General features: G+C 73.3%; 21 protein-coding genes, 2 tRNA genes and 1 other RNA gene. 11 read left to right on the forward strand and 13 right to left on the reverse strand.

The features are described 5' to 3' along the window. The first annotated feature begins 8 nt into the window (after window positions 1-8). The 3 genes from pgfA (at window position 9) to GA0070603_RS21060 (ending at window position 3,701) form a co-directional block, all read left to right on the forward strand. Complete coding sequence (gene pgfA / locus GA0070603_RS21050) at window positions 9-1,178, forward strand: cell envelope lipid trafficking protein PgfA (RefSeq protein ID WP_091316785.1); 1,170 nt, start codon at window positions 9-11, stop codon at window positions 1,176-1,178. Window positions 1,179-1,528: 350 nt separating this feature from the next. Then, window positions 1,529-2,161: a DUF6230 family protein gene (locus tag GA0070603_RS21055; protein ID WP_091316788.1), complete on the forward strand. Its 633-nt coding sequence runs from the start codon at window positions 1,529-1,531 to the stop codon at window positions 2,159-2,161. A gap of 79 nt (window positions 2,162-2,240) precedes the next feature. Then, a complete protein-coding gene (locus GA0070603_RS21060) occupies window positions 2,241-3,701 on the forward strand; it encodes a DUF6114 domain-containing protein (protein ID WP_091316791.1) in 1,461 nt (486 codons plus the stop codon). A 67-nt stretch (window positions 3,702-3,768) separates the two neighbouring features. On the opposite strand, the gene GA0070603_RS21065 is transcribed toward GA0070603_RS21060, so the two are convergent. Further along, window positions 3,769-5,439, reverse strand: coding sequence for a DUF885 domain-containing protein (locus tag GA0070603_RS21065; RefSeq protein WP_091316793.1), 1,671 nt, complete (start codon window positions 5,437-5,439; stop codon window positions 3,769-3,771). Window positions 5,440-5,660: 221 nt separating this feature from the next. Between GA0070603_RS21065 and GA0070603_RS21070 the strand changes: the two genes are divergently transcribed. Next, window positions 5,661-6,563 carry a DMT family transporter gene (locus GA0070603_RS21070; protein ID WP_425270513.1) on the forward strand — a complete coding sequence of 301 codons (903 nt, stop codon included), beginning with the start codon at window positions 5,661-5,663 and terminating at the stop codon, window positions 6,561-6,563. A gap of 56 nt (window positions 6,564-6,619) precedes the next feature. Here GA0070603_RS21070 and GA0070603_RS21075 read toward each other — a convergent pair whose 3' ends face one another. Further along, a complete protein-coding gene (locus GA0070603_RS21075; protein WP_091316798.1) occupies window positions 6,620-7,690 on the reverse strand; it encodes a PHP domain-containing protein in 1,071 nt (356 codons plus the stop codon). A gap of 69 nt (window positions 7,691-7,759) precedes the next feature. After that, window positions 7,760-8,521, reverse strand: coding sequence for a M23 family metallopeptidase (locus GA0070603_RS21080; RefSeq protein ID WP_091316801.1), 762 nt, complete (start codon window positions 8,519-8,521; stop codon window positions 7,760-7,762). 209 nt (window positions 8,522-8,730) lie between these two features. Between GA0070603_RS21080 and GA0070603_RS21085 the strand changes: the two genes are divergently transcribed. From GA0070603_RS21085 to GA0070603_RS21095, 4 genes are all read left to right on the forward strand, one after another. Further along, window positions 8,731-9,027, forward strand: a complete 297-nt coding sequence (locus tag GA0070603_RS21085; protein ID WP_091322165.1) for a hypothetical protein — start codon at window positions 8,731-8,733, stop codon at window positions 9,025-9,027. 72 nt (window positions 9,028-9,099) lie between these two features. Then, a complete protein-coding gene (locus tag GA0070603_RS31570) occupies window positions 9,100-9,270 on the forward strand; it encodes a hypothetical protein (protein ID WP_167544573.1) in 171 nt (56 codons plus the stop codon). Between the two features lie 119 nt (window positions 9,271-9,389). Further along, on the forward strand, window positions 9,390-9,917 hold the full coding sequence (locus GA0070603_RS21090) for a tRNA adenosine deaminase-associated protein (RefSeq protein WP_091316804.1): 528 nt from the start codon (window positions 9,390-9,392) through the stop codon (window positions 9,915-9,917). A gap of 178 nt (window positions 9,918-10,095) precedes the next feature. Then, window positions 10,096-10,545: a nucleoside deaminase gene (locus GA0070603_RS21095; protein ID WP_208863059.1), complete on the forward strand. Its 450-nt coding sequence runs from the start codon at window positions 10,096-10,098 to the stop codon at window positions 10,543-10,545. 9 nt (window positions 10,546-10,554) lie between these two features. Here the strand turns inward: GA0070603_RS21095 and GA0070603_RS21100 are convergent, their stop codons facing one another. The 3 genes from GA0070603_RS21100 to deoD form a co-directional block, all read right to left on the reverse strand. After that, a complete protein-coding gene (locus tag GA0070603_RS21100) occupies window positions 10,555-10,998 on the reverse strand; it encodes an acyl-CoA thioesterase (protein ID WP_091316811.1) in 444 nt (147 codons plus the stop codon). Next, entirely contained in the window at window positions 10,995-11,633 is a 639-nt protein-coding gene (locus GA0070603_RS21105; protein WP_091316814.1) for a TetR/AcrR family transcriptional regulator, read from the reverse strand. The genes GA0070603_RS21100 and GA0070603_RS21105 overlap by 4 nt, the downstream gene beginning before the upstream one ends. A gap of 110 nt (window positions 11,634-11,743) precedes the next feature. Beyond that, window positions 11,744-12,451 carry a purine-nucleoside phosphorylase gene (gene deoD / locus GA0070603_RS21110; RefSeq protein ID WP_091316815.1) on the reverse strand — a complete coding sequence of 236 codons (708 nt, stop codon included), beginning with the start codon at window positions 12,449-12,451 and terminating at the stop codon, window positions 11,744-11,746. 75 nt (window positions 12,452-12,526) lie between these two features. Between deoD and GA0070603_RS21115 the strand changes: the two genes are divergently transcribed. Continuing rightward, window positions 12,527-12,613, forward strand: a tRNA-Ser gene (locus GA0070603_RS21115). Window positions 12,614-12,688: 75 nt separating this feature from the next. Here GA0070603_RS21115 and GA0070603_RS21120 read toward each other — a convergent pair. The 5 genes from GA0070603_RS21120 to GA0070603_RS21140 are packed head-to-tail and all read right to left on the reverse strand — an operon-like array spanning window position 12,689 to window position 17,236. After that, window positions 12,689-13,291 (reverse strand): HD domain-containing protein, encoded by a 603-nt coding sequence (locus tag GA0070603_RS21120; protein ID WP_091316817.1) that lies wholly within the window; start codon window positions 13,289-13,291, stop codon window positions 12,689-12,691. A gap of 33 nt (window positions 13,292-13,324) precedes the next feature. After that, entirely contained in the window at window positions 13,325-15,472 is a 2,148-nt protein-coding gene (locus tag GA0070603_RS21125; RefSeq protein WP_091316819.1) for an NACHT domain-containing protein, read from the reverse strand. A 47-nt stretch (window positions 15,473-15,519) separates the two neighbouring features. Further along, entirely contained in the window at window positions 15,520-16,014 is a 495-nt protein-coding gene (locus GA0070603_RS21130; protein ID WP_374628085.1) for a hypothetical protein, read from the reverse strand. Between the two features lie 32 nt (window positions 16,015-16,046). Continuing rightward, window positions 16,047-16,661 (reverse strand): hypothetical protein, encoded by a 615-nt coding sequence (locus GA0070603_RS21135; protein ID WP_091316825.1) that lies wholly within the window; start codon window positions 16,659-16,661, stop codon window positions 16,047-16,049. A 53-nt stretch (window positions 16,662-16,714) separates the two neighbouring features. Further along, the gene (locus GA0070603_RS21140; protein ID WP_244282577.1) at window positions 16,715-17,236 is read right to left on the reverse strand and encodes an ArsR/SmtB family transcription factor; all 522 of its coding nucleotides are present in this window, start codon (window positions 17,234-17,236) and stop codon (window positions 16,715-16,717) included. Between the two features lie 95 nt (window positions 17,237-17,331). Between GA0070603_RS21140 and GA0070603_RS21145 the strand changes: the two genes are divergently transcribed. Further along, window positions 17,332-18,636 carry an MFS transporter gene (locus tag GA0070603_RS21145; protein WP_091316830.1) on the forward strand — a complete coding sequence of 435 codons (1,305 nt, stop codon included), beginning with the start codon at window positions 17,332-17,334 and terminating at the stop codon, window positions 18,634-18,636. A 56-nt stretch (window positions 18,637-18,692) separates the two neighbouring features. Here the strand turns inward: GA0070603_RS21145 and GA0070603_RS21150 are convergent, their stop codons facing one another. Further along, complete coding sequence (locus GA0070603_RS21150) at window positions 18,693-19,436, reverse strand: SDR family NAD(P)-dependent oxidoreductase (RefSeq protein ID WP_091316833.1); 744 nt, start codon at window positions 19,434-19,436, stop codon at window positions 18,693-18,695. 119 nt (window positions 19,437-19,555) lie between these two features. Then, window positions 19,556-19,640, reverse strand: a tRNA-Ser gene (locus GA0070603_RS21155). An 82-nt stretch (window positions 19,641-19,722) separates the two neighbouring features. Between GA0070603_RS21155 and ffs the strand changes: the two genes are divergently transcribed. Next, window positions 19,723-19,813, forward strand: an RNA gene (gene ffs / locus GA0070603_RS21160) — signal recognition particle sRNA small type. Window positions 19,814-19,909 lie beyond the last annotated feature (96 nt).

Here is a 19,909-nt window from a genome sequence, read left to right on the forward strand (position 1 = left end):
GAGGAAAAATGAAGCACCGCGCCATCGGTGCCGTGCTGTTCGGGGTTGGCGTACTGCTCCTGGCGCTGGCCGCCGGGTTGGTGTTCGTCGTGACCCCCGCGCTGGCCAAGCTCCCCTACGATCTGGATTCCTCGACCTCCGTGGCGGAGGCCAGCAACGCGAAGTTCCTCCAGATCAACGACGGGTCCATCAAGATCAATGATGGCAACCTCCGGTCCACCGTCCTGGTCACCCAGCTCCCCAAGGAGACGGCGAACCTGACCGGAGACCTCGACGGCAAGGCCGTGGTGTGGCGGGTCGGCCAGACCGTGGAACGGGTCGACAACAAGCAGCTGGTCAGCGCGTACGGCGCCGAGCTGGCCCTGGACCGGGTGTCCGGCGAGGCGCTGAAGTGGGACGGCCAGTGGCTCGACGACGCCGGCGAGCAGGACAAGGGGATCCGGTTCGCCGGCCAGATCTACAAGTTCCCGTTCAACACGGAGAAGAAGGACTACCAGATCTTCGACCGTGACCTGCGGGCCGTCCGGGACGCCAAGTTCGCCGGTACGGAGAACATCAAGGGCATCGAGACCTACCGGTTCGAGCAGGTGATCACGGACGAGCCGCTGAACCTCGGGGACCGGCTCACCCCTCTGCTGGCCACGTTCGCGCCCGGCGCGACCGACGGCAAGGTCGTCTACAGCAACAAGCGGACGGTCTGGGTGGACCCGGTGACCGGGTCGTTCATCAAGGTCCGCGAGGTGCAGAAGAAGGTGCTGACCCCGAACGTGGGCACGCCGACCACGCTGCTGGACGCGGACTTCGCGTACAACGACGCGACCATCACCGCGTCGGCGGACCGGGCCAAGGACAGCCGGGACAGCCTCCGACTGCTGAGCGTCTACGCCCCGATCGGGCTGGTCGTGCTGGGCCTGGCGCTGCTGGCCGGTGGCGTGCTGATGGGTCGTCGCGCATCGGCGGTCGCTGCGGGTGAGGCGCGGCACCGGGCGGACGCCCCGACCCGCGTCGAGGAGCCGGTCCGGGACGCGGACGCGACTGACGAGCGGGTCGAGGTCGATCGGCAGGGTGGTCCGTTGAGCGACGAGATTCCGCCGGCGTCGACGAACTGGCGCACCGACGAGGAGTCGACGGTGCCGGCCCAGCGGCCGGCCGTGGACGACGAGGCCGAGAAGCGCTGACGTAGGGCACAACGGGGGCGGGTCGACCGGACGGTCGGCCCGCCCCCGTAGTCGTGCCGTCACGCTCAGCGCCCGTTATTGAATCGTAATGGGTCGATGGTTTGAACGCGTACGGTGACGAACGCCGGCTCTCCCGCCCGATTCGCGGGCTTCTCCCCGCTGCCGGCCGGCCCGGTCGCGCACCGACGGTGAGCGCGAGGGCGGCTCGCCGGCGTCGGAGTTACCTGTGAGTAGGATCGCCCCTTGTGACGCAGACCTCTGCCGGTGCACCATCAGACGCGCGTTCGTTACCCGCTGGTAACAGTCGCCTCAGCCCACCCCGGGGCGCGACCGGTCGACCAGCCACCCCGATGAGCGCCCGCCCCACCGAGGAGGAATCTGTGCAGATCGACAACCCGGGACGTACCAGGTGGCGGCGCTTCGCCGCGATGATGGTGCCCGCGACCGCAGCCGTCGGGGCCATCCTGTTCGGCATGTCGACCGGTGCGATCGCGTCCGACATCACCGTCTCCGGCCAGACCTTCAAGATCAGTGCCGACCGCCTGGAGGGTGACGGCTTCAAGCAGTACGGCGGCATCGTCCGGGAGAAGGACGGCACCGTCCACCCGGTCGCCCTCGCCGAGATCACCAGCGCCGACCTCTACAAGCTCTGCCAGTCGGTCCGTGCCGACCTGCCGGGCCTGCCGGTGGTGCTCACCATCAACGCCGGTGACGGCAAGGACCCGGCCAAGGCCAAGGACCTGATGATCGCGATGGACAGCCTGGACGGCAACGCCACCTTCGGCGACATCAAGATCGGCCGGGACGCGTCCGACCTGAACCCGACGGCGCGCGCCGGCTCGTTCGGGCAGAACGCCGAGAAGGTCACCATCACCAACCTCGAGCAGGTGTCCCGCTACACCACGGCCTCCACCTTCAACCTGGTGGGCCTGCGACTCAAGGTCAACGTCGGGGACGCGGCCGCGGGCAAGGAATGCTTCTGAGCGGAACCGCAGGCCTGCGGCGGGCGACCGCCGCAGGCCCGTTCCCGTCCCTCGTTTTCCGCTCCGCCAGGAGGAGTACGTGACGAACGCTGATCCGCAACACGTCCGCGCCGGTGGTGCCGGCCGGGTGTGGCGGGGCTTCCAGAGCTGGCGACGGACCCGGCCGTTCTGGGGCGGCCTGCTGACCGCGCTGGCCGGGGTGGAGATGTTCGCCTCCACCAAGATGACCCTCAACGGTCTGAGCTTTCACAGCGGGTCCACCGGGCTCTACTCGCTGCTGATCCCGGTGATCCTGCTGAGCTGCGGACTGCTGCTCTGGTTCAGCCCGGGGCAGCGGCTGTTCTACTCGATCGTCGCGATGGTCACCACGATCTACTCGCTGATGGGGCTCAACCTCGGCGGCTTCTTCCTCGGCCTGCTGCTCGGCATCATCGGCAGCGCCCTCGCCTTCGCCTGGACCCCGACCGCCCGGCCCGCCGGCGGCCCCACCGCCGGTCCCGCTGACGGCGAGGCGACCGCCGAGGTGCCGCCGGCCGGGGGAAGCGCCCTCGGATCCGACGACGACCCGCAGGCGGCCGAGCCGGTGCCGACCGACGCGGGTCTGCCACGGCAGCGTGACGAGGCGTCGCCGGCGGGAGCACCCGGCGCCTCCGGCGATGCCCGGTACTTCGCGGTGGCGCTGCTGGTGCTCGGCCTCACCGCCACGGCGCTGGTGGCCACCCACCCCCAGCCGGTACGGGCGGCCGCGCCCGCCACCTGCGCGAAACCGCCGGTGCGGGCCGCCACCCCGTCCCCCTCGCCCAGCCGCGCCACCCCCACCCCGACGGCCAGCCCGACTCCGTCGGCCGAGCCCAGCCCGGACGGCAACATCCTCACGGACATCCTGGACGGCATCGGGGACCTCTTCACCGGCGGTGAGCGGGCCGCGTCGACCGCGCCGTCGGCGAGTCCCAGCCCGAGCGCCGGAGCGGTCGGGACGCCGGGCGCCCCGGCCGCGGCGACCCCCACCCCGACCGCATCGGGTGGCGCCACTCCCACCTGCCCTCCGGCGAAGCCGAGCCCGCCCCGCAAGGTGGCGGAGGGCGAGATGATGCCGAAGATCGCCCCCGAGCCGGGGCAGCCGAAGGTGGCCGAGCAGCCGTCCAAGCTGACCGGCTCGAAGGTCACCATGACCGGGCTGCGGTTCGAGGGGATCGTCGAGCTGCCCACCGGGAACGGCACGCTCAAGTGCCTGAAGTTCACCATGGACAAGGCGGTGACGGAGGACTTCGCGCTCCTCGCCGGCGGCCCGGCGGGCAAGGCCCAGCGGTACGTCACCGACCGGCTCACCGTCGAGGGTGATGTCTCCTTCTACGCCACCCGGTTCGTCGGACGCCTGCTCGGCATCAAGATCACGCTCACCCCGGACCTGCCGTTCCCCGACGGCCTGCCGATCACCTCGCCGATCCCGATCAGCTTCACCGACCCGGCGATGGACCTGGCGTTCGTGGACAGCCGCACGCTCACCGCGAGGCCGTCGCTCCGGCTCGACCTCGCCTGACACCTACCGCCGAAACGGCCGGAAGCCGGAGGATTGATTCCCTCCGACTCCCGGCCGTCGTCGTCGCTCAGAGCCGGGCCAGCGCCCGGCGCAGCGGGTCGAGCCCCAGCGACCCCAGGTCGAGGGCCTGCCGGTGGAACTCCTTGAGGTCGAACTCGGCGCCCTTGCGGGCCTTCGCCTCCTCGCGGGCCTGGAGCCAGATCCGCTCGCCCACCTTGTACGAGGGCGCCTGCCCCGGCCAGCCCAGGTAGCGGTTCAGCTCGAAGCGCAGGTTCTCGTCCGGCACCCGGCAGTGCGCCCGCATGAACTCCCAGCCCAGCTCCGGCGTCCAGCGCTCGCCCGGGTGGAAGCCGAACGGGTTGTCGGCCGGGATCTCCAGCTCCAGGTGCATGCCGATGTCGACGATCACCCGGGCGGCCCGGAACGCCTGCCCGTCGAGCATGCCGAGCTTGTCGCCCGGATCCTCCAGGTAGCCCAGCTCGTCCATGAGCCGCTCGGAGTAGAGCGCCCAGCCCTCACCGTGGCCGGAGACCCAGCAGAGCAGCCGCTGCCAGCGGTTGAGCAGGTCGGCCCGGACGGCGGTCTGCGCGACCTGGAGGTGGTGACCCGGCACGCCCTCGTGGTAGACCGTGGTCACCTCGCGCCAGGTGGAGAAGTCGGTGATGCCCTGCGGCACGGCCCACCACATCCGGCCCGGCCGGGAGAAGTCCTCGCTCGGCCCGGTGTAGTAGATGGCGCCGTCGCTGGTGGGCGCGAGGCAGCACTCGATCCGGCGGACCTGCTCCGGGATGTCGAAGTGGGTGCCGTGCAGCTCGCCTATCGCCTTGTCGGCGAGAGCCTGCATCCAGTCCCGGAACGCCTCCTTGCCCTGGATGGTCCGGGCCGGGTCCGCGTCCAGGGCGGCCACCGCCTCGTCGATGCTCGCGCCGGGGCCGACGATCCGGGCCGCCACCGCCCGCATCTCACTCTCCAGGCGGGCCAGCTCCGCGAAACCCCAGGCGTACGTCTCGTCGAGGTCGACCCGGGCACCGAGGAAGTACTGCGAGGCCAGCTCGTAACGCTCCCGCCCGGCGGCCTGCTTGAGCCGGCCCTGCGGGGCCAGTTCGGTGCGGAGGAACTGCCCGAACTCCGCGGTGGCGGCCGTCGCGGCGGCCGCGCCCTTGCGCAGCTCCGCGCCGAGCGCGCCCTCACCGCCGAGCCGCTCGGCCAGACCGTGGAAGAAGTTGTCGCCGTTCGGGTCGACCCAGATGTCGCACTGCTTGGCGACCTCGACGAGCTGCACCTGCGAGCTGACCTGGCCGGCCGCCGCCGCCTCGCGCAGCGTGCGCTTGTAGCCCTCCAGCGCGCCCGCGAAGCCGTTGAGCCTGGCGGCCACGTTCGCCTTGGCGTCGTCGCCCTCGGTCGGCATGAGGTCGAAGACCATCCGCAGGTCGTGCAACCCGCTGGCGATCACGTTGACCTCGCTGCTGGCCTCGCCGGCCTCGTAGCGGGCCAGCTCCAGGCCGAGACGCTCCTGCATCGCCTCCTTGGCGGTCCGCTCCGACTCCGTGTCCGGCTCGGTCACGTCGAGGTCGGCGAGGGTGCGCCGGGTCAGGTCGGCGCGGGCCGCGTAGCCGTCCGGGGAGAGGTCGTCGAGCTTGTCGTCGTAGCCGGCGATACCGACGTAGGTGGCGCCGGTCGGGCTCAGCGGAGCCCAGTCGGCCACGTAGCGGTTGGCGAGGTCATCGATTCGTCCCACGCTGCGACCCTACGTGACCGCGCCACCCCGTTGTCGACCAAGTTCGTCGTGTTCGAAGGAGCAGGGGCCGGCGTGGTGGAGCCGCTGTGGCGGTCGACACGGCGTCCGATTTTCGCGGGACTTCGTCGTACCCCTACGGCAGAGTGTCAGGGGTGACAGCGGATACCACTCCTGACCGGGCCGCACTGCGGAGCTGGCTGCCCGGATTCGTCGCGCTCGGCATGATCTGGGGTTCCAGCTTCCTCTTCATCAAGGTGGGGGTGGCCGAGCTGCACCCGCTGCACCTCACTCTCTACCGGGTGGCCACCGGCGCCGTGACGCTGCTGGTGGTGCTGGCCGTGCTGCGCGACCGGCTGCCCCGCGAGCCCCGGGTCTGGGCACACCTCGTGGTGGTGGCCGCCTTCGGCGTGGCCCTGCCGTTCACCCTGTTCGGCTTCGGCGAGCAGCGGGTGGAGTCGATGCTCGCCGGCATCTGGAACGCCACCACGCCGCTGATCGTGCTGCCGCTGGCGGTGCTGGTGTTCCGCACCGAGCGGCTGACCGTGCGGCGCGCGATCGGGCTCGGGCTGGGTTTCGCCGGCGTGCTCGTGGTGCTCGGCGTCTGGGAGGGCGTGGGCGGGTCGCACTTCACCGGCCAGCTCATGTGCCTCGGCGCGGCGGCCTGCTACGGGGTGGCCATCCCGTACCAGAAGAAGTTCATCGCCGGCAGTTCGTACTCCGGCCTGTCGCTGTCGGCGGCCCAGCTGCTGGTGGCGACCGCGCAGCTCGCGCTGGTCGCGCCGCTGGTGGCGGGCGCGCCGCCAGTGCCGACCGGCCTCTCCGCGAAGGTGGTGGCCTCCGTGCTGGCGCTCGGCGCGCTCGGCACCGGGCTGGCCTTCGTGATCAACCTGCGCAACATCCGCGTGGCCGGTGCGAGCACCGCCTCCACGGTCACCTACCTGATCCCGGTGTTCGCGGTGCTGGTCGGCGCGGTGGTGCTCGGCGAGCGGATGAACTGGCACCAGCCGGTGGGCGCCCTGGTCGTGCTGCTCGGCGTGGCCGTCGCGCAGGGGATGCTCGGCCGGCGCCGGCCGGCGTCCGTCCCCGCCGCCGCCACCCGCCCGGCGGTGCCGGCCGGCCGCTGACCGTCGCACCGGCGAGGTGGCGGGGTCCGGATCCCGGATGCCGCCACCACGGCGGCTCATCCTCGGCCGGCCGTCCACTTCACCAGGCGGTCGGCCTTCCAGGTGTTGACCACCCGGCTCGCCGGCACGCCGCACAGCGCGGCCCGCTCGCAGCCGAAGCGCTGCCAGTCGAGCTGGCCGGGGGCGTGCGCGTCGGTGTTGATGGCGAACTTGCAACCGGCCTCCAGGGCGCGGCGGATCAGCCGCTTGGGCGGGTCCTGCCGCTCCGGCCGCGAGTTGATCTCGACGGCCACGTCGTGCTCGGCGCAGGCCGCGAAGACCGCGTCCGCGTCGAAGTCGCTCTCCTTGCGGGTACGCGCCCGGTGCCCCCGGTCACCCGGGCCGGTCACCCCGGCAGGCCGGGACGAGACCATCCGCCCGGTGCAGTGGCCCAGGACGTCCAGGTGCGGGTTGGCGATCGCGGCCAGCATCCGGCGGGTCATCTTCGCCCGGTCGTCGTTGAGGCCGCTGTGCACCGAGCCGACCACCACGTCGAGCCGGGCCAGCAACTCCTCGTCCTGGTCGAGTGACCCGTCAGCGAGGATGTCCACCTCGATGCCGGTGAGGATCCGGAAGCCCTTCGGCAGCGCCTCGTTCACCGCGGCCACGTGGTCGAGCTGCTTGCGCAGCCGGTCCGCGGTGAGCCCCCGGGCCACCGTGAGCCGGGGCGAGTGGTCGGTGAGCACCACGTACTCGTGCCCCAGCTCGACCGCCGCCAGGGCCATCTCCTCGATGGGTGAGCCGCCGTCGGACCAGTCCGAGTGGGTGTGGCAGTCGCCGCGCAGCGCGTCCCGCAGCTTCGCCGCGGCCTCGTCGAGGTCGGTGCCCTCGGTGGCGACCAGCCGGCGCAGGTAGACCGGCTCCTCGCCGGCCAGCGACTCGGCCACGCAGCGGGCCGTGACGTCGCCGACCCCGGACAGCTCGGTGAGCTTGCCGGTGCGGGCCCGCTCGGCCACCTCGCCGGCCGGCAGGGCGGCGAGCGCCTTGGCCGCCGACCGGAACGCCCGGACCCGGTAGGTGGCCTCGTTCGCCCGCTCCAGCAGGAACGCGATCCGCCGCAGGTCGGCGATGGGGTCCCGGGCACTCATGCCCTGCAACCTACGCGCCCGCGCGGCCCGCCGCGCGGTGTCGCCCGGGGTGTCGGGAGTGGACGGCGGTCAGCCGGCCGCGGCGGAGTCGGTCGGCACCTTCGGGCAGCCGTGCCGGCGCTGCCAGGCGGTCACCTCGGCGGCCGGCGAGCGGTTGCCCCGCTTGCGCCACGAGTCGAGGTACTTCGCCGGCCAGACCACGCCGCGCCGGATCCACCAGTCGTCGTGGCCCGTGCACTTCGGGGAGAGCCCGAAGTGCAGGTGGCAGACGTTGTTGGCGTTGCCGGTGCGGCCCACCTTGCCGAGCTGCTGCCCGGCCCGCACCCGGACCCCGGCGTCGACGCCGGTGGCGATCGCGCTCAGGTGCGACCCGTAGTAGCGGACCCCGTCGTCGCCGAGCAGCGAGACCGACAACCCGCCGTTGTACGGGCCGAGCGGCCCCCGCCTGCTGAACCTGTCGACCCGGCTCACCTCCAGGATCACCCCGTCGGTGACCGCCACCACCGGCTCGCCGCAGTCGGCGAAGATGTCCGTCCCCGGGTACGCGGAGTGGGTCGGGTGGTAGGCGACGTTGCCGGCGCGGACCGGGAAGACGTGCGGCACGTCGGTGCGGGTCGGCGACGGGGCCGGCGTGGGCGGGGCGGCCGACGCCGTGGGGACGGCCGGTTCGGTCGGCCGCGCCCCGGTGGCCCGCGTGCTCGGGCCCTGCCAGGAGTTGCCCGGCGCCGAGGTGGGGCGGTCGCCAGGGGCGCACCCGGCGGCCAGCGCCGCCACGAGCAGCAGGACCGGGTACGCCGGACGCGCGCGACGTCCGATCGATGGCGAGCGCATCCGGCCATCCTGACAGACCACTACCGTGGGGACGAACGCTGAGACAGGTCCGTTCCGCGCGGTCGCTCTGCGTGACCTTGGCACATCTACGTTCCGTGAGGGGGGCAGCGGTGACGAACGGCTGGCAGGGCGTGGCCGGCGAGCCCGGCGCGGGGCCGGTGCGGCCGCTGCCGCGTACCCCGTCGGGGCTCTTCCCGTCCGGGGCGCCGATGCGGCCCAGCTACCGCGAGCCGCACCCGGTCACCGGCGCCGGCGTCGCGGTCGGCGCGGTGACCGCCTTCGCCTGGCTGCTGCTGTTCGGCCTGCTCGGCCGGGACGTCCCCGGCTACGCGTGGTGGACGCTGTTCGCCGGCGGGCTGGCCTGGCTGGCCGCCGCGGTGCTGGTCCGGCACGGTGACCGTGGGGTGGCCACCGGGGTCGCGATCGTCACGGCGGGTGGCTGGAGCGTCGCCGCGGCGATCGTCGCGGTGCGTTGGGCGCAGAGCGGCGACTGGCCGCTCTGGTGACCCAGCGTGCCGGTTTCACTGCGTAGTGAAGGCCGTCTTGACGTACGCGCGGTGACGGTTCACGCTCGCGGTATGGCCTGGACCACCCCGCCGCGGCTCGACCCCGAGCGGAGCCGCCGTCGCCTGCAACTCCTCGCCGAGTTGGCCGGTGCCCGCACCGTGCGGCAGCGTGAACGGCCGCAGCGGGCCCGCAGCGAGCGTCTGCGGGAGCTCATCGCCACCCGCCGACGCATCGCCGGCTGACCGACTTTCTCCGGTAACGGCCGGCCCTTCGGGGCGTTGACCGGTCGGCTGCCGACCCGACCGGTTAACGTGCATCGCGTGACGAGTCGGCGTGCTGCCGAGGCCAATTTGGGGGGACCGTGTCGTACTTCGCTGCTGCCGTGGCGCGCGTCGAGGGCGCCTGGACCGCCGACGAGGTGAGCCTGCGGGGCGTCACCGACATCGAGGAGGTGGCCGACCGGCTGCGCGACGTCGAGCCGGACGCCGACCTCTCGCTGCTCTTCGTCGAGGCCGACGACACGTACCTGGTGATCCTGCGCCTGGACGAGGGGGAGGACCTGCGGGTCTTCGGCTCCGACTCCGCGTACGCCGAGGAGTCCCGGCTGGGTGCGCTGCTGGTCGGGGACCTGAAGACCTCGGTCACCGGGCTGGAGGACGGCGACGAGCCGCGCCCGGCCACCGGTGGCGACGAGGAGTCCGAGCAGCCGGCCGTGGATCCGGAGGCCGACCCGGTGGGCGACGCCGACATCCTCGCCGACCTGGGCATCCCGGCGCCGAAGCTGCTCGCCCTCAGCGGCTCCGAGGGGATGATGCCGGCCGACGTCACCGCCGAGATCTGCCAGGTGCTCGGCTGCGCCGACGAGGTCGAGGAGCTGCGTGAGGTCTGAGCCGCCCGGGCCGGCGTGGACCGGCGGGGCGGAGCCCGCCGACGCCACCGATCCGGCCCTGGAGACCGTACGCCCGGGGCAGCCCACCCCCGGCCGGCCGGCGCGGGTCGGTCCCGGTGCGGACGAGGGGTTCGCCGACCTGGACGGCGTGGGCCGCCGGCAGCGGCACGAGCTGTGGATGAGCCGGGCCCTGGAGGTCGCGGTGACCGGCCCGGACAGCGTGCCCGCCGACGGCGCCGACGCGATCGAGGACGTCCCGGTCGGCGCGGTCGTCTACGGCCCGGACGGCGCCGAGCTGGCCATCGGCCGCAACGAGCGGGAGCTGACCGGCGACCCGACGGCGCACGCCGAGGTGCTGGCGCTGCGCCGGGCCGCCGAGCGGCTGGGCCGCTGGCGGCTGGAGGGTTGCACCCTGGTGGTGACCCTGGAGCCGTGCACGATGTGCGCGGGGGCGATCGCGCTGGCCCGGGTCTCGACGGTGGTCTTCGGCGCGTGGGAGCCGAAGACCGGCGCCGTCGGCTCGCTGTGGGACGTGCTGCGCGACCGCCGTCTCACCCACCGCCCCGAGGTGTACGGCGGGGTGCGGGAGGCGGAGAGCGTCGCGTTGCTGCGCGCCTTCTTCCGCTGACCCGCCCGGTCAGGCGGGTTGCGGGGCGGAACGCAGCAGCGTCTCGGCGACGGCGCGACCGGCCTCGGTCCAGGCGGTGGGGCGCATGGTGGCCGGGTCCAGCCGGACGATCGACCGGGTGCCGTCGGCGTGCAGGACGGCGCCGTCCACCGAGCGGAACTCGAAGGCGTAGCGGGCGCTGCTGGTGCCGAAGTGCTCCAACCAGAAGTGCACCGCCACGGGCCCGACCCCGGTGACCGGGGCCCGGTAGGTGATGGTGAACTCGCGGACCGCGTGGAACACGTCCGGGGCGCTCCGCAGGTCACCGTTGAAGGCGACTCCGCGCTCGGCCCAGTAGGGCGTCAGGGCGCGCTCCAGCAGCACCGCGTAGCGGGCGTTGTGCAGGATGCCCATGGCGTCGAGGTCGTCGAAGTGCACGGGGACGTGCTCGACGTGCCCGAACTGCTGGCTCATGGCTGGCCTTCCGGTAGCAGGGCCGGATCCGGGCAGAGCGCCCGCAACCGGTTCAGCAGGCCCTGGCGGGCGTGCCGGTAGGTGGCGTCGGGGTCGAGCATCCGGGACCGCATCGCCGCGCTGATCCCGAGCGCGTCGATCTCGTACGCCAGCAGCGGCACGTCCACGTCGGCGGGGAGTTCACCGAGGTCGACGGCCTCCTGGACGAGGCGTTCGAGGAACGCGGTCCACCGGCCGAACGCCTCGGCGAGCCGGTCCCGGACCGGGCCTGGGCGGGCGTTGTACTCGAACTCGGTGTTGGCGAAGAAGCAGCCGCCGGGCAGCACCCGGGCGGCGTAGAACCCGATCCGGGCCTCGTGCAGCGCGCGCAGCCGGCGGACGCCCCGGGGTGCGCGCAGGGCCGGGGCGGCGATCCGCTCCTCCCACTGGGCGACGGCCCGGTCGACGGTGGCGAGTTGCAGCGCCTCCTTCGAGCGCCAGTGCGCGAAGAGGCCGGACTTGCTGACCCCGAGACGGTCGGCGAGCTGGGCGAGGGAGAGCCCGTCCAGGCCGACCTCGGTGGCCAGCGCCACGGCGGTGTCGAGCACCGCGGTGCGGGTGCGGTCGCCGCGGGCGACGCGGCCGTCGGAGGTCATGCGGGCAGCCTAACGGAAATAAGAACGACCGGTCGTATTCTTTTGTGTGACCCCGGTAACGCGACCGCCCCGCCACCTGGCGGTGACGGGGCGGTCGAGGATCGGGTCGGTCAGGCGATGATGGTGTCCAGGGCGATCTCGACCATCTGGCCGAAGGTCTGCTCGCGCTCCTGCGACGTGGTCTTCTCGCCGGTCTTGATGTGGTCGCTGACAGTCAGCACGGTCAGCGCGCGGGCCTTGAAACGGGCCGCGATCGTGTAGAGCGCCGCCGACTCCATCTCCACCGCGAGCACGCCGTAGTCGGCGAGGGTGTCGTAGAGGTCCGGCCGGTCGGTGTAGAACGCGTCCGCCGCCAGGATCGGGCCGACCCGCATGCTGATGCCGCGCCGCTCGGCCACCTCGACAGCGGTACGCAGCAGCCCGAAATCGGCCACCGGGGCGTAGTCGATCAGCCCGTCGAACCGCATCCGGTTCATGTTCGAGTCGGTGGACGAGCCGATCGCCGCCACCACGTCCCGCAGCTGGAGGTCCTCGGTCAGGGCACCGCAGGAACCGACCCGGATCAGCGTCTTCACGCCGTACTCGTTGACCAGCTCGTGGGCGTAGATGGAGGCGGACGGCATGCCCATGCCGGAACCCTGGACGGAGACCTCGACGCCGTTCCAGCGGCCGGTGAAGCCCAGCATGCCGCGAACCGTCGTGTAGCAGCGGGCGTCCTCGAGGTAGGTCTCCGCGATCCACTTGGCCCGCAGCGGGTCGCCCGGCATCAGGACCCGCTCGGCGATCTCTCCCGGCTCAGCGCCGATGTGCGTACTCATGGCAAAGATCCTGCCAGGCCGGGCCGGGGGATACCGGTTCGGCGTCCAGACCCGGGGTCCTGTACCCTACTCGGCGGTGGCGTGTCCGAGTGGCCTAAGGAGCACGCCTCGAAAGCGTGTGAGGGTTTACGCCCTCCGCGGGTTCAAATCCCGCCGCCACCGCTCGTGCGCGCGAACGCCCGGTCGATCCGTGAGGATCGGCCGGGCGTTCCGCTTTCGTCGTCGGAGCCGGGGCGGTCAGACGTCCAGCGGGTGCGCGGAGATCCGGAGGCGCCCGCCGGATTCGACCGACCGTGCCGCCGCGCTGGACGGCTTGCGTTCGGCCTGGTCCTCGAACCAGGCCAGGAACTCGGTGGCGAAGTCCAGTCGGGGATACCGGTCGAGCACCTTTCCAGTGAGAGCCTCGGAGAACTCCTCGGGGCGCCGTCCGGCCACGTCCCAGGACGTCGCGACCTGGAGCAGGTGGGACTCGGCGTCCTCGGCGGCGGACACGTCGGCGCGCATGTGGGTCACGATGACGTGTTCCGCGCGGGCCGCGCGGGCCTCGGGCCAGCCGGCGGCCACTCCGAACACCCACGCCAGGTGCCCGCCGGCCTCCTCGAACGGGAGCGAGTGGCTGTCGAACGGCTCGGTGAGCCCGGTGTCGTGCAGGAGCGCCGAGACGTAGTACAGCTCGTCGTCGAACGCGATGCCGTGTGCGCCCGCGTACGTCACCCCCCACACGTACGAGCGGATGGAGTGGTTGAGCAGCGCGGGCGAGCAGTAGCGGGTGGCCACGGACAGCGCCGCCGTCGCCGCCGGCGTACGGGGAAGGTCCGGCAATCCGGAGGATTCGGGCATGAGTGGATCGTAGTTCCGCCGTGCCGGTCCTGGTCACCGCGTCGAGGTGGGCTCCGCTGGATCCTGCCGTGCCGGCGCCGCGCCCGGTCGCGTCCCCTCCCGCCGGGCCTGCGCGGCGGCGCGGAACCGCAGCAGCGGCATGTCGGCCTCGGCCCGCTCGGCGAAGTGGTCGAGCAGTTCCCGGTGCACGAAGATGTAGCCGTCGCCGACCTGACGCAGGAAGAGGCACTGCACCGCGTGGTCGAGGAACGGCAGCAGCGGGTACGGCACCAGGTCCGCCCGGGCGAGCCGCCGCCGGACCAGGGCCTGCTCGATCATCGGGGAGACCGCTACCACGCTGAACAGCAGGAGGCTCGTGCCGCCACCCAGCAGCACCGCGAAGCGGAGCGCCTCCATCGCGCCCCGCGCCAGCGCGACCGGCACGAAGCCGAGCACGGCGACGCCCACACCGAGCGTGAGGAAAGTGCCGGCCATGACTGTCAGCCGCTGCCGCAGCAACGGGCTGGGCAGCTCGCGGCGGCCGGTACGGGGCGGCGGCGGCCGGAAGTAGAGCAGCACCTGGGCGCTGTCGAGGCCGACCAGGGCGACCACCGTGGCGAGGAAGGTCCCGGCGCCGTAGCCGAGGCCGGTGGTCCAGCTCGGCCCGCCGGGGGCGAGCCAGCCGGTGAGCCCGCCGACGGCCGCGCCGGCGACGAGCGCCGAGAGCTGGACGGACCGTTCCAGCCCCGCGAGCTCCGTGGTCCAGGCCACCACCCAGCTCTCCGGGCGGCGGTCCTCGCGGTCGCGGATGGCCCAGGTCAGGTCGAACAGGTCGTCGTAGTTGGCCGCGTACATGAGCACGGCCAGCCCCAGCAGGCCACCGGCGACCACCAGGCCGGTCACCGAGCCGAGCGCCCAGCCGGCGGCGCTGAGCAGCGCGGCGAGCGCGGTGCAGCTGAGCAGCCGGGTGATCGCCGTCGAGGTCCACAGCGCGGCCGAGTGCCGGGCCGACCACGACTCGTCGATCATGTCGAGCACGAAGACCGTCTGCTCGCGCAGGCTCAGCACCCGGGCGAGGGTGGCGAGGTGGCCGGCGGTCCGCTCGGGTGGATACCCGGGGTGCGGCCGGCGGCGCAGCATGGTGTCGACGTAACGGGTGAAGAGGCGTTCGCGGCCGGAGCCGGCCGGGGCCCGGTCGGTGTCCGCGCCGGTCGGGTCGGCGTACGCCAGCGCCATGATGCTGAGCATCAGCGGCGAGTCGGCGAGCTTCCACAGCTCGGGGTCGGCGTCGAGCGCGTCCCGCAGGCCGCCCAGCCCTGGCCGGTCGAGGTACCGGGCGATCTGCGACCGGTCCAGCGGCTGGATGGCGACGGCGCCGTAGAGGGGCAGCTCCGACCGGAGCCGGGCGTACTCCGCCTGCCGGCAGCAGACGGCGATCGGGGTGAGCGGCTGCCGGCCGTGGAACGCGGCGATCGCCTCGGCGCAGGCGTCGCGGTGCTGCTCGGCCACCTCGTCGAGGCCGTCCAGCAGCGGCAGGATCTCTCCGGCGGCCACCCAGGCGGTCGCCTGTTCGGCCGGTATGCCGTACCGCTCGGTGAGCTGCTCGACGAGCCACTGCTCGAGGGGTCGGCGGAGGGTGGCCCAGGAGGACAGGTTGAACACGGCCGGGATCGGGGCGTCCGGGTCGTGGTCGGCGCGGTCGAGCAGGTCCCGGGCGAGTTCCAGCAGGGTGGTCGTCTTGCCGGCGCCGGGGGCGCCGACGATGACCACCGCCTGGTCGAGCTGGTCGAACACTGCCGACATCGAGGTCCGGTCGTCCAGCGAGCCGGTGAGGCCGTCCCGGTGGCTGGCCCGCAGGCTCCACGGGTGCCGGCGGTCGTCGGCGGTCGCGGCGATGCCCAGCTCGATCCGCGCCTCCTCGTACAGGGAGCGGTCCAGGACGCTTGTCACCCAGTAGCGGCGGACCCGCTCCAGCAGCACCTTCCGGGCCCGCGCCGCGCCGGCGGTGCCCATCCGCCGCGGCTCCCGGCCGCGCTGCACCTCGATGACCACGAGGACCGTCACGAGCAGCAGGACCAACGGCCAGGCCAACCAGAGGTACGGGGACCAGCGCACGGGCAGCGCCCCGGTGGCGACGTTCGTGGCCACGCCCAGCAGGGCCACGACGATCACCGACAGGCCGACCATGACCACCCGACGCATGCGTCGTCTCTACCGTCCGCAGGGGCGCACGCACAACCCGCGTCCGGTCAGCAGGGGCCGTAGCCCTCGTCGAAGAGGCGGCGGGCCCAGTCCGCGTACCCGGCGATGATCTTCCGGACCGTGCTGCCGTCGTGCAGGAAGAGGTACGCGCGGTCGCCGCTGCGGGCGAGCAGCCCGTCGAACCGGTGCATCTCCTGTGGAGCGTCGAGGTCGACCACCGACGGGTACGCGGCGTGCACGGCGTCGACAGGCGTGCCGACGGTGATCCCTTCGGGTGTGCTCATCGGGTCGTCGAGCCACAGCAGGACGAGCCGGTCGTCGACGAAGATCGGGCTCACCGAGCCGTGCCCGGCCAGCGTGGGCCCGCACGCGTCCTCGTCGGTGCGCAGCACGCCGCGCCGGGCCAGGTCCTCCTCGGTGGCCCCGAACTCGGCGTTGCCGAGCCCGTCGAGGCTTACCACCTCGGCGGCCCCGACGGGCCGGGCCGGCACGTCCGGTCCCTGTGGACGGACGCCGCTGCCGGCGATCGAGGCGGCCGCCATCAGTGCGGCGATGAATCCGAATTGTCGCAATCTCATGCAATCCCCCAGTCCCCAACGGGACCGGGGCGTGGAGGTTGCTGGTGCTGGTCGGATTGCCGCAGTTCCCACTCCTCGGCCAGCTCGTCCCAGTAGTCCGCGGAGAGTCCGCGCCGGCCGTGCGCCAGCCAACCGGCCGTGTCGCGCTCCAGGTGCAGGCCCAGTTCGGCGAACGGGTCGATCCACGGCCCCGGCTCGGCGCCGAGCCGGGCGAGCGCCGCGTTGATCGGCCACTCGGCGCGCGGCCGGTCCAGCCGGTCGTCGAAGCAGGGCCCCCAGCTCGGCTCGCCGCCCAGCCAGACCGCCGCGGCCTGGTGGCCGAGCCCGCCGGCGAACTCCGCCTCCAGGTACGCCACCGGACCCTCCCGGGACCAGCGGGCCAGCAGTTCGTCAAGGGCGGGCGAGAGGACGAGCTGGAACGGCTGCTCCGCCGAGGGCTCCCCGGTGGCGAAGTCGGGCAGCCGGCCGGTCAGCTCCTCGACGAGCTGCGGGGTGACCGGCAGCAGCGCGAAGTCCTGGCGGAGCGCGGCGAGCACCGCGTGGTCCAGGCCGGCGGTCTGCTCGCGGAGCAGCTCGACGTCGGCGACCACCGCGCTGAGCTGGTAACTCATCCGCTCCCCTCGGCGTCCACAGGCTGTGGATGGAACATGTGTACGACGGTCGGTCAGTCCTCGGCGGCCGGCGGCGGGTCGGTCATCTCGAAGGCCATGAGGGTGGCGCCCACCCGGACCGTACCGGGCGCGTGCGGCGGCTGGGCGGCGTCGTGCAGCTCGGTCATGATCGCTTGCAGCCGCCGGCGGGCCGCCGCCCAGGCGTCGGGGGAGACCCACAGCTCCGCGTCGGTGGTGACGCCGGCCGTCCCCGGGGCGCGGTGGGCCACCCGGTCGAGCAGGTTGCGGGCGAGCGACTCGGCGAGCAGCGGCTGCCCCTCCTGCTGCTCGGTGAGCCACGGTCCGCGTACCGCCCGGTAGCGGCGTTCCCGGCCGCCGCGCCGGGCGCGCACGTCGGCCAGTTCGACAAGGCCGGCGGCGTCCAGCCGGCGCAGGTGCTGGCTGGCGAGAGCGTGGGAGATGGCCAGCTCCCGGGCGAGCGCGGCGGCGGAGAGCGGCGCGCTCCACAGCAACGAGAGCATGCGCAGACGTACCGGATGGGCCAGCGCGCGCAGGCGCGGGTCGGTGGTGCTCACGGCCGCCATTGAACCGCACCCGCCGGCACCCTCACCCCCAAGCATTGACTTGGGGGTCGCGTGTGGACAGAATCGCACCGCACGGGGGAGGTGCCATGAGCTGGGGTACGACCAGGGTGCTGGGCAGCCGCGACGCCGCGCGCTACCTGGCCGCGGTGCTGGTGTCCGGCTTCGGCACGGCGGCCATGCTCCTGGTGGCCGGCATCTGGGTGAAGGACCTCACCGGGTCGAGCGGCCTGGCCGGGCTGGTCACCCTCGGCATCTGGGGGCCCGCCCTGATCGCCCCGCTGATCGGGGTGCTGGCCGACCGGTTCCGCCGCCGGCCGCTGCTGATCTGGCTGCACCTCGCTATGGCCGCCCTGCTGCCGGTGCTGCTGGTCGACACCGCCGTCCTGGTCTGGCTGATCTTCGCGGTGATGGTCGCGTACGGGGTCAGCTTCGTGCTGATCGACTCGGCCGAGGCGGCGCTGGTGCCGGCCGTGGTCCCCGGCGAGCTGCTCGGCGACTTCAACGGGCTGCGGATGACTGTCAACGAGGGCATGAAGCTGGTCGCCCCGCTGGCGGGCGCGGGCCTCTTCGCCGCGTACGGCGGGCGCCCCGTGGTGCTCCTCGACGCCGTCACCTTCGCCCTCGCCGCGCTGCTGCTCTCCCTCATCCGGGTCCGCGAGGCGCCCCCGCCCCCGGCCGAGCCCTGGACCCGCCAGCTCGCCGAGGGACTCGGGCACCTGCGCCGCCACGCCGTGCTGCGGCACCTCGTCGCCTGCACGGGAGTCGCCATGCTGCTGATCGGGATCAACGGCGCCCTCGCGTACGCGGTGGTGGACGACGGCCTGCACCGGCCGCCCGAGTTCAACGGGGTGCTCGGCACGGTGCAGGGCGTGGGGTCGCTGGTCGGCGGACTGGCCACGGGCGCCCTGTTGCGCCGGCTCGGCGACCGGCGGGTGACCGCGCTCGCGGCCGCGCTCCTGGCCGCGGGCCTGGCGCTGCGGGGGGCGCCCGGCCTCGTCCCGGTGGCCGCCGGCACCCTGGCGGTCGGGGTGGGGGCGCCGCTGGTGCTGATCACGGTCTGGACCGCGGTGCAGCGGCAGACACCGAATGCGCTGATCGGGCGGGTGTCCGCGACCGTGAACACCCTCACCTTCGGCCCCGGCACGCTCGCCGTCGTGGCCGGCGCCGGCCTGTTGGAACTTGTCGACTACCGGGTGATCCAACTGGCCGGGGCGGCCGGCGCCGTCCTGCTCGCCGGCTGGGCGCTACGGGGCGGCCCGCGCCCCGCCGCACCTGACGCCGCGCGTGGCGCAGCACCGGACGGCCCGCGTGCCGCCGGCGGGGAGGAAGCCGCGCCGGGACCGGCCACCCCGCAGACCGCCCCGGCCGCCGGGACGGCGGAGCGGGGCTGACGGCGTACCCCGGCAGGGGCCGACCCCGGAGGAGCCGGCCCCTGCCGCGGCGTCGGTCAGCCGGTGAAGCCGCCGTCGGCGTTGATCGTCGCGCCGGTGACGTAGCCGCCGTCCGGCCCGGCCAGGAAGGCCACCACGGCGGCGATCTCGGCGGGCGCGGCGTAGCGACCCAGGGCGGTGAACCCGCGGATGGCGTCCGCGTTCGGCCCGTCCGCCGGGTTCGCCTCGGTGTCGGTCGGCCCGGGGTTCACCAGGTTCACGGTGATCCCCCGACCGCCCAGCTCCCGGGCGAGGCCCCGGGTCAGGCCGAGCAGGGCCGTCTTGCTCATCGAGTAGAGGGCGAGACCGGGGAAAACGGCCCGCTCGGCCACGTTGCTCCCGATGTTCACGATCCGGCCACCGTCGCCCAGGTGCCCGACCGCCGCCTGCGCGAACACGAACGGCGCCCGCACGTTCACCGCTATGGTCCGCTCGACCTCGTCCGGGCCCAGCTCCGTCACCGGGCCGGTCAGGAACACCCCGGCGTTGTTGACCAGCACGTCGAGCCGGCCGAACTCACCGGCGACCCGGCCGACCGCCGCGCGCGCCGCGGCCGGGTCGGCGCTGTCCGCCGGCACCGCCAGGGCGCGCCGCCCCACCGCCTTGATCTGCTCCACCAGTTCGGCCGCCCGGTCGGCGCGCCGCTCGTAGGTCAGCGCCACGTCGGCGCCCTCCTGCGCCAGCCGCAGTGCCACGGCGGCCCCGATACCCCGGCTGCCGCCGGTCACCAATGCCACTTTTCCGTCCAGAACTCCGGTCATGCCACAAGCCTGGTCGGTGGCGGGCGGGGAGTCTGGCGGCGATCAGACGCCGCGTTGCGGGCGGCCGGGGAACGACGAAGGGCCGGCCCCACGGCGGGAGCCGGCCCTCGCGTCGACGGCGGAGGATACGAGATTCGAACTCGTGAGGGTGTTAACCCAACACGCTTTCCAAGCGTGCGCCCTAGGCCTCTAGGCGAATCCTCCGCGAGCCAGGATACAGGTCCCCGACGGGCGGGACACCCCACCACCCCCTGAAGATCCACCCCGGGTCGGGTAGGCTTGGCGGCACCCCCCGTGCGGCGTGCATCTCGTGAACCTCCCCAGGGCCGGAAGGCAGCAAGGATAAGCGGGCTCTGACGGGTGCACGGGGGGCCTTTCTGTCTCCGGGTGCCGGTAACGTCCCTGCGGGTCAGGTCACGGGGTGGTGGGTGGTCACCCGGGGCCGACCGGCGCAGAATGGCTCGGTCGAGAGG

Origin of the sequence: Micromonospora chersina, assembly GCF_900091475.1 — a bacterium.
GTDB lineage: Bacteria > Actinomycetota > Actinomycetes > Mycobacteriales > Micromonosporaceae > Micromonospora > Micromonospora chersina.

What these genes read in the sequence shown, in the direction of transcription:
- GA0070603_RS21130 (WP_374628085.1), bottom strand. Translation starts at nt 16,014, where the DNA reads ATGGCGGCCGCCTCGATCGCCGGCAGCGGCGTCCGTCCACAGGGACCG.
- pgfA (WP_091316785.1), top strand. Translation starts at nt 9, where the DNA reads ATGAAGCACCGCGCCATCGGTGCCGTGCTGTTCGGGGTTGGCGTACTG.
- GA0070603_RS21080 (WP_091316801.1), bottom strand. Translation starts at nt 8,521, where the DNA reads ATGCGCTCGCCATCGATCGGACGTCGCGCGCGTCCGGCGTACCCGGTC.
- GA0070603_RS31570 (WP_167544573.1), top strand. Translation starts at nt 9,100, where the DNA reads ATGGCCTGGACCACCCCGCCGCGGCTCGACCCCGAGCGGAGCCGCCGT.
- GA0070603_RS21120 (WP_091316817.1), bottom strand. Translation starts at nt 13,291, where the DNA reads ATGCCCGAATCCTCCGGATTGCCGGACCTTCCCCGTACGCCGGCGGCG.
- deoD (WP_091316815.1), bottom strand. Translation starts at nt 12,451, where the DNA reads ATGAGTACGCACATCGGCGCTGAGCCGGGAGAGATCGCCGAGCGGGTC.
- GA0070603_RS21095 (WP_208863059.1), top strand. Translation starts at nt 10,096, where the DNA reads ATGAGCCGGGCCCTGGAGGTCGCGGTGACCGGCCCGGACAGCGTGCCC.
- GA0070603_RS21135 (WP_091316825.1), bottom strand. Translation starts at nt 16,661, where the DNA reads ATGAGTTACCAGCTCAGCGCGGTGGTCGCCGACGTCGAGCTGCTCCGC.
- GA0070603_RS21145 (WP_091316830.1), top strand. Translation starts at nt 17,332, where the DNA reads ATGAGCTGGGGTACGACCAGGGTGCTGGGCAGCCGCGACGCCGCGCGC.
- GA0070603_RS21070 (WP_425270513.1), top strand. Translation starts at nt 5,661, where the DNA reads ATGATCTGGGGTTCCAGCTTCCTCTTCATCAAGGTGGGGGTGGCCGAG.
- GA0070603_RS21055 (WP_091316788.1), top strand. Translation starts at nt 1,529, where the DNA reads ATGAGCGCCCGCCCCACCGAGGAGGAATCTGTGCAGATCGACAACCCG.
- GA0070603_RS21085 (WP_091322165.1), top strand. Translation starts at nt 8,731, where the DNA reads ATGCGGCCCAGCTACCGCGAGCCGCACCCGGTCACCGGCGCCGGCGTC.
- GA0070603_RS21125 (WP_091316819.1), bottom strand. Translation starts at nt 15,472, where the DNA reads ATGCGTCGGGTGGTCATGGTCGGCCTGTCGGTGATCGTCGTGGCCCTG.
- GA0070603_RS21100 (WP_091316811.1), bottom strand. Translation starts at nt 10,998, where the DNA reads ATGAGCCAGCAGTTCGGGCACGTCGAGCACGTCCCCGTGCACTTCGAC.
- GA0070603_RS21150 (WP_091316833.1), bottom strand. Translation starts at nt 19,436, where the DNA reads ATGACCGGAGTTCTGGACGGAAAAGTGGCATTGGTGACCGGCGGCAGC.
- GA0070603_RS21105 (WP_091316814.1), bottom strand. Translation starts at nt 11,633, where the DNA reads ATGACCTCCGACGGCCGCGTCGCCCGCGGCGACCGCACCCGCACCGCG.
- GA0070603_RS21075 (WP_091316798.1), bottom strand. Translation starts at nt 7,690, where the DNA reads ATGAGTGCCCGGGACCCCATCGCCGACCTGCGGCGGATCGCGTTCCTG.